Here is an 11,241-nt window from a genome sequence, read left to right as displayed (position 1 = left end):
ACATCAATGTTGCCTGTTCCTTCGCCATCGCGAGCAAGCTCGCTCCCACAGTGTTTCGCGTCGGGTGTTTAGATATCCGCCAACGCCGACACCAAAATCGCCTTGATGGTGTGCATGCGGTTTTCCGCTTGCTCGAAGGCGATGTTGGCCGGCGATTCGAAGACCTCTTCGGTCACTTCCACGCCATTGGCCAGGTTCGGATAACGGGCGGCGATGTCCTTGCCGACCTTGGTCTCGCTGTTATGGAACGCCGGCAGGCAGTGCATGAACTTCACCCGGGGGTTGCCCGAGGCTTTCATCATTTGCGCATTGACCTGGTAGGGCAGCAATTGCTCGATGCGCTCATCCCAGGCTTCCACCGGTTCGCCCATGGACACCCAGATATCGGTGTGGATGAAGTCCACGCCTTTGACCGCTTCCTTCGGGTCTTCGGTGATGGTGATACGCGCGCCACTTTCGGCAGCGAAGGCCTGGCACTGGTCGATGAAATCCTGATGCGGCCACAGGGCTTTCGGCGCGCCGATGCGCACGTCCATGCCCAGCTTGGCGCCGATCATCAGCAGCGAATTGCCCATGTTGTAGCGGGCATCACCCAGGTAGGCGTAGCTGATGTCATGCAGCGGCTTGTCGCTGTGTTCGCGCATGGTCAGGGTGTCGGCGATCATTTGGGTGGGGTGGAATTCGGCGGTCAGGCCGTTGAACACCGGTACCCCGGCGAACTTGGCCAGTTCCTCGACGATCTCCTGTTCGAAGCCTCGGTATTCGATGGCATCGAACATCCGCCCCAGGACCCGGGCGGTGTCTTTCATGCTTTCCTTGTGACCGATCTGCGACGACACCGGGTCGATGTAGGTGACGTGGGCACCCTGGTCATGGGCCGCGACTTCGAAGGCGCAGCGGGTGCGGGTCGAGGTTTTTTCGAAGATCAGCGCGATGTTCTTGCCTTTCAGGTGTGGACGCTCGGTGCCGGTGTATTTGGCACGCTTGAGGTCGCGGGACAGGTCCAGCAAGTAGTGCAGCTCGCGAGGGGTGTGGTGCATCAGACTCAGCAGGCTGCGGTTGCGCATGTTGAACGCCATGATGTGGATCTCCTTAGGTTTCGGTTATCCCCGGGGCCGATCTTGGATAAAAACCGGCCCTGGCTCAAAAGTTAGTATTCGATCGGGTCGCGGATGATCGGGCAGGTCATGCAGTGACCACCGCCCCGGCCCCGGCCCAGTTCGCTGGCGCTGATGGTGATGACTTCCACACCGGCCTTGCGCAGCAGGGTGTTGGTGTAGGTGTTGCGGTCGTAGCCGATCACCACGCCCGGTTCCAAGGCCACCACGTTGTTGCCGTCGTCCCATTGCTCGCGCTCGGCGGCGAAGCTGTTGCCGCCGGTTTCCACCACCCGTAGCGCCGGCAGCTTGAGGGCTGCGGCCACGGTGTCGAGGAAGCTGCCGTCCTCGCGGCGCACGTCGATGCCGCCGGGCTTGCTCTCGTCAGGGCGCAGGGAGAAGGCGACGATCTGGCTCACCACTTCCGGGAAAACCGTGACCAGGTCGCGGTCGCAGAAGCTGAACACGGTGTCCAGGTGCATGGCGGCGCGGGATTTCGGCAAGCCGGCGACGATCACCCGCTCCACGGCCTTGTGCTTGAACAGGTTCAGTGCCAGTTGGCCGATGGCCTGGCGGGACGAACGTTCGCCCATGCCGATCAGCACCACGCCGTTGCCGATGGGCATCACGTCGCCGCCTTCGAGGGTGGCGTTGCCGTGATCCTGGTCCGGGTCGCCGTACCAGATCTGGAAGTCAGCCTGGGTGAACTCGGGGTGGAATTTGTAGATGGCGCTGGCCAGCAGGGTTTCCTGGCGGCGCGCCGGCCAATACATCGGGTTCAGGGTCACGCCGCCGTAGATCCAGCAGGTGGTGTCGCGGGTGAACTGGGTGTTGGGCAGCGGCGGCAGGATGAAGCTGGAGTGCCCGAGGAAGTCGCGGAACATCTGGATGGTCTTGCCACCGAAGCTGTCCGGCAGGTCATCGGCCGAGACGCCGCCGATCAGGAATTCGGCGATATGGCGCGGCTCCAGGCTGCGCAGCCACGAGCCGACTTCATTCACCAGGCCCAGGCCCACCGAGTTGGCGGTGATCTTGCGCTGCAGGATCCAGTCCAGGGCTTCGGGGATGGCGACGATGTCGGTCAGCAGGTTGTGCATTTCCAGCACATCGATGTCCCGCTCGCGCATCTTGGTGACGAAATCGAAATGGTCGCGCTTGGCCTGGTTGACCCAGATCACATCGTCGAACAGCAGCTCGTCGCAGTTGTTCGGGGTCAGCCGCTGGTGGGCCAGGCCTGGGGAACACACCATGACTTTACGTAATTTTCCGGCTTCGGAATGCACGCCGTACTTCATTTTTTCCGTGGTCATTACAAATCCTCCAGTTAGAACAATCAGCCAACTACAAGGTCAGGAAGCCGTCGTAGAGCCCGTAGGCCGCCACCAGGGCGCCTGCGATCACTGCGGCGAAAATCAGCTTCTCGACAGAGGTGAAAATCGGTTTGCCCAGCTCGCGCTTGGCCTTGGCGAACAGGATCGCGCCGGGGGCATAGAGCAGGGCGGAGAGCAGCAGGTACTTGATCCCGCCGGCATACAGCAGCCACACCGCGTAGATCAGGGCGATGGCACCGATGGCCAGGTCCTTGCGCCGCTCGGCCGCGAAGCCTTCGTAGGTCTCGCCGCGTACCGCCAACAACACGGCATAGGCCGCCGACCACAGGTACGGCACCAGGATCATCGAGGTGGCGAGGTAGATCAGTGACAGGTAGGTGCTGGCCGAGAACAGGGTGATGACCAGAAACAGCTGGACCATCGCGTTGGTCAGCCACAAGGCGTTGGCCGGTACGTGGTTGGCGTTTTCCCGGCGCAGGAACTCGGGCATGGTGTGGTCTTTGGCGGCGGCGAACATGATCTCGGCGCACAGCAACACCCAGGACAGCAGGGCGCCCAGCAGCGAGATGATCAGGCCGACGCTGATCAGCACCGCGCCCCAGTGCCCCACGACATGCTCCAGCACGGCGGCCATGGACGGGTTCTGCAACTTCGCCAGTTCAGGCTGGGTCATGATGCCCAGGGACAGCACGTTCACCAGCACCAGGAACAGCAGCACGGTGATGAAGCCGATGACGGTGGCCTTGCCCACGTCGGTGCGTTTCTCGGCGCGGGCGGAAAAAATACTCGCGCCCTCGATGCCGATGAACACCCATACGGTGACCAGCATCATGTTGCGCACCTGGTTCAGCACGCTGCCCAGGTCTGGGTTCTTCAGGCCCCAGATATCAGCGGTGAAAATATCGAGCTTGAACGCGAATACGGCGATCAGCACAAACAGCACCAGCGGCACGACCTTGGCGACGGTGGTGACCAGGTTGATGAACGCGGCTTCCTTGATGCCGCGCAGCACCAACCAATGCACCGCCCACAACAATACCGAGGCGCCAATCACCGCGGCTACGGTGTTACCCTCGCCAAAAATCGGGAAGAAGTAGCCCAAGGTGCTGAACAACAACACGAAGTAACCGACGTTGCCCAGCCAGGCGCTGATCCAGTAGCCCCAGGCAGATGAGAAACCCATGTAGTCGCCGAACCCGGCCTTGGCGTAGGCATACACTCCGCCATCCAGATCGGGTTTGCGGTTGGCCAGGGTCTGGAACACGAAGGCCAGGGTCAGCATGCCGACGGCCGTGATGGCCCAGCCGATCAGCACGGCACCCACATCGGCACTGGCCGCCATGTTTTGTGGCAAGGAGAAGATTCCCCCGCCAATCATTGAGCCGACCACCAGTGCCACCAGCGCACCCAATCGAAGTTTTACGGGCGTATCAGACATTTGCAGGCTCCATGCAGGAGAAGAGAGTCAACAGACTAAGTCGATTTGAAAGTTGAATGTCTGATCTGGATCAGTGCATGACAACATTCCATTGTTAATGAAGGAGTTAACAGCGACAGTGGGTGTCTTGAGATTGCTCGAAAGGCCCGTTTCAGAGCCTTTGGCAAAGACTTTTTGAAGGTTTCCCTACGGCTGGACTATTCACGCTAGTTTATTTTTATGAAGCCATCACTATTTTGTAGGCTGCTTTCATGACAACAATAATGGCGTGTTGTGTTCGTTTAATTGAGGACAGGAACGATGGCCGAGTCATAAGTCTTTGGACTTTGTGTGAATGACGTTATTCAAAAACGTTATGTCGCTTTATTTACTTAATTTAATAGTGAGAAAAAATGTCGCAGCCGATTGAAAAGTTGCCACTGGGCGCATTGATCGCACTGGTGGTGGGGTCGATGATCGGCGGCGGGATTTTTTCCCTGCCGCAAAACATGGCGGCGCGGGCCGATGTCGGTGCGGTGCTGATCGGCTGGGCGATCACCGCCGTCGGCATGCTGACCCTGGCCTTCGTGTTCCAGAGCCTGGCCAATCGCAAACCGGAATTGGACTCGGGCGTGTACGCCTATGCCAAGGCCGGCTTCGGCGACTACATGGGCTTCTCGTCTGCCTGGGGCTACTGGATCAGCGCCTGGATGGGCAATGTCGGTTACTTCGTGCTGCTGTTCAGCACCTTGGGCTATTTCTTCCCGGTGTTCGGCCAAGGCAACACGCCGGTGGCCATCGGGTGTGCGTCGTTGTTGCTGTGGGCGGTGCATTTCCTGGTGTTGCGCGGGATCAAGGAGGCGGCGCTCATCAACCTGGTGACCACCGTGGCCAAGGTCGTGCCGCTGTTGATGTTCGTCGTCATGGCCGCTGTGGCCTTCAAGGCCGAGATTTTCACCCGCGATATCTGGGGCGCGATGAGTCCGGACCTGGGCAGTGTGATGGACCAGGTGCGGCACATGATGCTGGTGACGGTGTTCGTGTTCATCGGCATCGAAGGTGCCAGCGTCTATTCGGCACGGGCAGAACGACGTGCGGACGTTGGGCGTGCGACGGTGATCGGGTTCCTCGGGGTACTGGCGCTGCTGGTGCTGGTGAATGTGTTGTCCCTGGGAGTCATGAGCCAGCCAGAACTGGCACGGTTGCAGAACCCGTCCCTGGCCGGCGTCCTGGAGCACATTGTCGGGCCTTGGGGCGCGTTGCTGATCAGCCTGGGGCTGGCGGTGTCACTGTTGGGAGCCTTGCTGTCCTGGGCGCTGTTGTGCGCTGAAATCCTCTACGCCACCGCCCGGGACAAGACCATGCCGGCGTTCCTGACCAAGGAAAACGCCAACCACGCGCCGGTCAACGCGCTGTGGCTGACCAATGGCATGATCCAGCTGTTTTTGCTGATCACCCTGTTTTCCGCAGGCACCTACACCAGCCTGATCTACCTCGCCTCGTCGATGATCCTGGTGCCGTACCTGTGGTCGGCGGCCTACGCAGTGTTGCTTTGCGCCCGAGGGGAAACCTACGAACAGGGCTCGGCGCGGCGCATGAAAGACCTGGGCATCGGTGGCGTCGCGCTGTGCTACGCGGTGTGGCTGCTGTATGCCGGTGGCGTGAAATACCTGCTGTTGTCGGCGCTGTTGTACGCACCCGGGGTGATCCTGTTTGCCCAGGCCAAGCGCGAGCAGCGCCAACCCTTGTTCACCCATGTGGAAAAGGGGATTTTTGCGTGCGTGATGTCAGGGGCGGGTATGGCGGCGTATGGGTTGTACAGTGGGTTTTTGGAACTGTGAGGCTTACCGCGATGTTGAGGCGATTCCTGTGGCGAGGGGATTTATGTGGGAGCAAAGCTTGCTCGCGAAACAGGCGCCTCGATTTCTGAGAGACCGCATCGCTTCCATCGCGGGCAAGCCTTGCTCCCACATCTATCCCTTACCACCGTGCCCGATGCGCGCCCAGCTCCGCAGCCGGCAAGGTCCATTGCAGCGGCGTGCCGGTGATTTTCAAGGGTACATGCAGGCGATGGGCCGGTCCCCAGGGCGTCTGTTCGACCACCAGGCCCTGATCATCCTCAGCCTCGGCTCGTAATGGGCTCGAGTCCCCGGCGCCACGTTCGATCAACAACTTCGCCGTGCGTGCCAGTGACAAGCGTGCCGAGCCGCCGTGACCGCTTGCCAGGCGCCGGGTCAACAACACAACCGCACTGGCCGCCAGCAGATAGCCGGTGCCGTGATCCAGCGCTTGCACCGGCAGCGGTGTCGGTTTGTCGGTGTGTTTCCAGCCCATGCCGGCTTCGGCGATGCCGCTGCTCATCTGCACCAGGCTGTCGAAGCCGCGGCGGTTCTGCCACGGGCCGCTCCAGCCGTAGGCATTGAGGCTGACGTCGATCAGCCCCGGGGCCATCTGCCGGCGCTGCTCGGCGCCGTAGCCCAGGTGTTCCAGGGCGTCGGCACGGTAGCCGTGCAAGAGGATGTCGGTGTCCTTGAGCAGCGCCTCGAACGCGACGCGATCTTCGGCCCGATGCAAGTCGAGGCGGGCGCAGCGTTTGCCCAGGGTGACTTCCGGCACCACGCCGGGTTCGTTCCAGGTCGGCGGGTCGATGCGCAGCACGTCGGCCCCCAGGCCGGCGAGGAAGCGGCTGGCGACGGGGCCGGCCAGCACGCGGGTCAGGTCCAGCACCTTGAGGCCCGCCAGTGGTTGGGTCACGGAGCCGAGCCAGGGTTTGCGCTGCTCTGCCGTCGTTTTACTCAGGTGCACCAGCGGCTCGGCATTCACCGCCAGGCCTTGGGGATGGGCCTGCCACGCTTGCCACGAACGCATCTCGGCGGCGCAACCGCCGGCGTCGACCACGGCCTGTTCCAGCTCGGCCTTGTTCCATCGGGCCACCCTGGCCGCCATGTCGGCGCGGTCGGTGCAGGCGCCGAGGACTTTTTCCGCCGCCAGGCGATGATGCGGTGCGTTGGTGTGCAGGCGAATCCAGCCGTCGGCGCAGGCGTAGTCGCCGGCCACTGGGTCCCACATCGGCGGCACGCTCCAGCCGATGGGGCGCAGGGAGGTGGAGAACCAGAACGATGCCAGGCGTCGGTCGACCTCGAGAGGCGGCAGGCGAGCGGTCTGGTGCTGGATGAGTTCGGCGGTCGCTTGGCCGGCCGCGGCGATGCTGGCGCTGGCCAGCTCCGTGACGGCGAAGGCCGAGGGCAGGGCACCGTCGCCAGTGAAGGTGATCGGGGTCGTGGGCAAGCCGAGCGCGGTTTGCATGGACGTGAGCAGATCTGCCATCGAAAGCCCTCCAGTACGAGAGGGCGATCATAGATCAAAAATCCGTTGGGGGCCGCTTTGCGGCCCAGCGGGAGCAAGCTCCCTCGCCACAAGAGCCCTTTGCCTGTTCCGGGCGCGACCAGATCCACAGATTGCCCAGGCCCATGCCGGCGAGCGCGAGGTAAACCGGCCAGCCGTGGTCGAGCAGCACCAGCATCAAGCCTGCGCAGAGCAGCATGCTGGTAGTGGCACCGATCTTGGCCCGGCGCGGGATGACCTTGCCGTTGCGCCAGTTGTGCAGCATCGGCCCGAACAGGCGATGGTTCTCCAGCCAGGCGCTCAGGCGCGGCGAACTGCGGGTCGCGGCCCAGGCGGCCAACAGGATGAACTCGGTCGTCGGCAAGCCAGGCACGACGATGGCGACCAGGCCGATGCCCAGGCTGGTGTAGGCGAGCAGGGCGAAGAGCAGTTGGGTGAGTTTTGAGGGGCGGTTCATCAGTGTTTTTCAGTATGCACAATCTCTGTGGGAGCGAGCTTGCTCGCGATGGCGGTGGGTCAGTTGGCATTGATGTCGGCTGTGCTGACGCTATCGCGAGCAAGCTCGCTCCCACACTGGTTTCTGGGTGACTGAAGATATGCATCCACCCATAAATCTTCTGTGGGGCGGTGTGAATCAGGCCAACTCGGCCGCGTAGGCCTGTTCCAGCAGCACCGTAAACCGGTTGAAGGCATCCAGCGCGCCTTGCTCCGCCTCGGCTTCCTGCTGTTCGCTGAAGGCCAGGCCGTCTAGGGTGCGGGTGAAGGATTTCCAGCCTTCGGCGCGCCCACCGGCGGGTTCCGCCAGGTGCCGGGCGCCGAAGGTCTCGCTCAACCCCAGGCCCACGGCACGCTTGATCAGGAACGCGGCGCCGAGCTTGGAGCCTTCGGAGACGAACAGCCAGCCCAGGGCTTCGGCCTGGGTCGGGTTTTTCACCGCACCGGCCACTGGCGCAGGGACTTCGGTGTCCAGGTCTGCCAGATCCGCCTTGGCCGCCTCTGCCCGGCACCGGGCCGGGAGGTCGGGGATCAGGGCGGACAGTTCGGCGTCGTTGTACAGCGCCACCAGTTCCGACTGGAACAGGTACTGGGCGACGACGAAACGGGCGAAGCTGGCCGGGGTTTCGAACGGGGCGTGGGCCTTGACCAACGCGTCGAGCCGGCGGTGGGGCTCGTGGGTGATCTGGTTCAGGCGTTGGGAACGTGAAGCGGGATGTTGTGTGGTCATGAAAAATTCCTTCGAGTTGGAACATTGTGGCGAGGGAGCTTGCTCCCGCTCGGTTGCGCAGCGACCGCAAGTTCTTGGGACTGCTGCGCAGTCCAGCGGGAGCAAGCTCCCTCGCCACAGGGCATTTGGCTTGTCGACAAAAATCTTGGTCAGATATCCCAGATCAGGTTCACCGCGAAGTTACGCCCCGGCGCCGTCAGGCGATCGAGGTTGGCGGGGTTCAGCACCGCCGCTTCGCCGACGCTGTCGTAGCCGCGCACGTCGTCCCACAGCCAGTACTTCTTGTCGGTGAGGTTGTAGAGGCCGCCACTGACGGTGACGTCATCGGTCACCTTGTAGAAACCGCTCAGGTCGAGGATGCCGAAGCCCGGCGTCTTGAACTGGCTGCTCACGCCATCGGGCGAGTTGAAGTTGCTGTCGTCGACGCGGTCCTTTTTCTTGACCAAGGTCCAACTGAGCAAAGTGCCGTAGCGGTCCTGGTCGTAGCCCAGGCCGAACACGCCGGTCAGCGGGTTGACGCTGTTGAGCGGCTCGCCCGTGTCGTTGTTGCGTCCATAGAGGTAGGCCATCGAACCCTGGGTGTAGAGTCCCTTTGGCGCGCCAAACACTTCCAGCTCCAGGCGTCCCCTGGCCTCGGCGCCCTTGATGGTGGCGTGCTTGATGTTGTTGCTCTGGAAGGTCAACTGATCGGCGCCAGGGGTGATGGCATCTTCGTTGATGAAGTCGCGGTACTGGTTGTAGAACACCGCCACGTCGAACGAACCGGAGTCGAAACGGCCACGCAGGCCAGTCTCGTAGCTCTTGCTTTTTTCCGGTTCCAGATCGGGATTGGGTTCTACGCTATAGCCGGCGCCAGGGTTATCGAAACGACCGTACAGGGCCTTGGCGGTCGGGGTGCGGAAGCCTTCGGCGTACTGGCCGTACCAGGTGTACTCATCGCTCAGGGCATAGGTCACGCCGAACTTCGGCGAGACGCGATGCCAGGTCTTGTTCTTGCCGCTGACGTCACCGCCGCCGGTAGGGTCCACGGTGTTGAGGAACTCCTCGGTCAGATGCGGTTTGAGCCGGGTGTAGTCGTAGCGCAGGCCGGGCGTGAAGGTCCACTTGTCCCAGCTGATCTGGTCCTGGGCGAACAGGCTGTAGGTGTTGATGGTCGGGTCCGGGAAATCACTGGCTTTTGCCAGGACGTCCCGGGTACTGATGGCGCCCACGGCGGAGCAACCGACGCCAACTGCCAGGCACACACCATTGCCGCTGCGCGAGCCGGTGACTTTTTGCTGTTTGAGGGTAGTGCCGTAAGTCAGCGCGTGATCGGTGTTGGCGACGCTGAAGGCCTTGTCCAGTTGCGCGTCGAAGACCCACTGTTTCTCTTCATAGAGGGTCTCCCGGGTGCGCAGGACCTGGCGGGTAATGGGGAAGTAGAATTCGGCGGTGCTCTGGTCGGTCTTGGCCACCTGGTGATTCAGGCTCCACTTCATGTGATCGGCCAGCAGGCTGTCGAGGGCGAAACTGTGCTCCAGGCCGAAACGCTCGCGGGTGATGGTGTCGTTGCCGGTGCGCCACTGGTACATGCCGCCGGGTAGCACAGAGTCGGGGATGGCCGGCTGGCCGTTGGCGTAGGGACCGCCGTAGGCGCTTTTCAGGTCGCTGTCGCGGTCGTCCTTGTATTTCTCGTAGACCAGGCCAAGGTGTGAGTCATCGCTGTAGTTCCAGCCGAGCTTGGCCAGCACGTTGTTGGCGCGTACGTCTTCGGGGTTGGCGGCGGTGCGGTCCAGGCCGGTGCCGTTGTGGCTGCCGTAGGATTGGGTTTCATGACCGTCGCGCTGGCTGTAGTGCAACAGGCCGTCGAACTGCCCGCTGCGACCGGCGATGGTGGCGGACTTGAGCCAGCTCTCGTCGGCGGAGCTGTAGCCGGTTTTCAGGCGGGCGCCAACGTCCTCGCCCGGCTTGATGATGTCATCCGGATCGAGGGTGAAGTAGCTGACGGCCCCGCCAATGGCATTGCTGCCGTACAGCACCGAGGCCGGGCCGCGCAGGATTTCCACGCGCTTGATGATTTCCGGGTCGACGTAGTTGCGCTGGGTCTTGGCGTAGGGGCCGTTGAAGAAGCCGCCGGGGATCTCTACACCGTCGACCTGGGTCAGGATCCGGTTGCCGTCGATGCCGCGAATGTTGTAGCCGCTGATACCGCCGCGCTGGCCCGCGCCACCCACCGATACGCCCGGCTCATAGCGCACCAGGTCCTTGAGGGTATTGATGTTGTTGCGGTCCAGTGCCTGGCGGTCGTGGACGGTGACCGTGCTTGGCACGCTGGTGATGTCCTGTTCCTGGCGGGTGGCGCTGATGGTCACCGGTTGCAGCTCCAGCGCGCTGCCGGCGCTGCGTTTTTCCAGGACGATGCTGTTGTCGCCCAACTTGCGGTAGCTCAGGCTGGTCCCCACCAACAGGCGCTCCAGGGCTTTTTCAGGTGACAGCGAGCCGTTCACCCCTGGCGAGGCGACGCCTGCGGCCAGTTCCGCCGGCATCCCGACTTGCCAGCCGGTGACCGCGGTGAATGCATTCAGGGCCGAGACCAGTGGCTGCCGGGCGATGGCAAAGCTGTAGTCGCCCATGTTGCGGGCAGCGGGTTGCACGGTGGCGGCGGCCAGGGCGAGCGGCGCGGTGCCGGCCATCAGCAGGGCGGCGGTGAGCAGTGACAGCGTGCAAGAGGGGGCAAGAAGCCGGCAAGTAAGGCGAGAGGACATCGATAGCGCTCCGTGTCGCATCTGTTATAGGTGCAGATTCACATTTATGGATGCGAATCAATTGCATTGGCTATAACGAGAC

8 protein-coding genes are annotated in these 11,241 nt (G+C 62.5%); 1 reads left to right on the top strand and 7 read right to left on the bottom strand.

Annotated elements, in window-relative coordinates:
• Positions 1-68: 68 nt before the first annotated feature.
• From LQ215_RS22145 to arcD (LQ215_RS22135), 3 genes are all read right to left on the bottom strand, one after another.
• A complete protein-coding gene (locus LQ215_RS22145) occupies positions 69-1,079 on the bottom strand; it encodes an ornithine carbamoyltransferase (RefSeq protein ID WP_230152581.1) in 1,011 nt (336 codons plus the stop codon).
• A gap of 71 nt (positions 1,080-1,150) precedes the next feature.
• Complete coding sequence (gene arcA, locus LQ215_RS22140; RefSeq protein WP_230152580.1) at positions 1,151-2,407, bottom strand: arginine deiminase; 1,257 nt, start codon at positions 2,405-2,407, stop codon at positions 1,151-1,153.
• 31 nt (positions 2,408-2,438) lie between these two features.
• Positions 2,439-3,866 carry an arginine-ornithine antiporter gene (gene arcD / locus LQ215_RS22135; protein ID WP_230152579.1) on the bottom strand — a complete coding sequence of 476 codons (1,428 nt, stop codon included), beginning with the start codon at positions 3,864-3,866 and terminating at the stop codon, positions 2,439-2,441.
• A gap of 392 nt (positions 3,867-4,258) precedes the next feature.
• On the opposite strand from arcD (LQ215_RS22135), the gene arcD (LQ215_RS22130) reads away from it, so the two are divergent.
• Entirely contained in the window at positions 4,259-5,686 is a 1,428-nt protein-coding gene (gene arcD, locus LQ215_RS22130) for an arginine-ornithine antiporter (RefSeq protein WP_230152578.1), read from the top strand.
• Positions 5,687-5,825: 139 nt separating this feature from the next.
• On the opposite strand, the gene LQ215_RS22125 is transcribed toward arcD (LQ215_RS22130), so the two are convergent.
• The 4 genes from LQ215_RS22125 to LQ215_RS22110 all read right to left on the bottom strand — a co-directional run bounded on the left by LQ215_RS22125 (position 5,826) and on the right by LQ215_RS22110 (position 11,159).
• Positions 5,826-7,172 carry a CoA transferase gene (locus LQ215_RS22125; protein WP_230152577.1) on the bottom strand — a complete coding sequence of 449 codons (1,347 nt, stop codon included), beginning with the start codon at positions 7,170-7,172 and terminating at the stop codon, positions 5,826-5,828.
• Between the two features lie 34 nt (positions 7,173-7,206).
• Positions 7,207-7,647, bottom strand: a complete 441-nt coding sequence (locus LQ215_RS22120) for a YbaN family protein (RefSeq protein WP_230152576.1) — start codon at positions 7,645-7,647, stop codon at positions 7,207-7,209.
• 177 nt (positions 7,648-7,824) lie between these two features.
• On the bottom strand, positions 7,825-8,415 hold the full coding sequence (locus LQ215_RS22115) for a biliverdin-producing heme oxygenase (RefSeq protein WP_230152575.1): 591 nt from the start codon (positions 8,413-8,415) through the stop codon (positions 7,825-7,827).
• 149 nt (positions 8,416-8,564) lie between these two features.
• Complete coding sequence (locus LQ215_RS22110) at positions 8,565-11,159, bottom strand: TonB-dependent receptor (protein ID WP_230152574.1); 2,595 nt, start codon at positions 11,157-11,159, stop codon at positions 8,565-8,567.
• Positions 11,160-11,241 lie beyond the last annotated feature (82 nt).

This window comes from Pseudomonas brassicacearum (assembly GCF_918698105.1).
GTDB classification, from domain to species: Bacteria; Pseudomonadota; Gammaproteobacteria; order Pseudomonadales; family Pseudomonadaceae; genus Aquipseudomonas; species Aquipseudomonas brassicacearum_F.
This window is presented reverse-complemented; position numbering and strand designations above follow the sequence as displayed.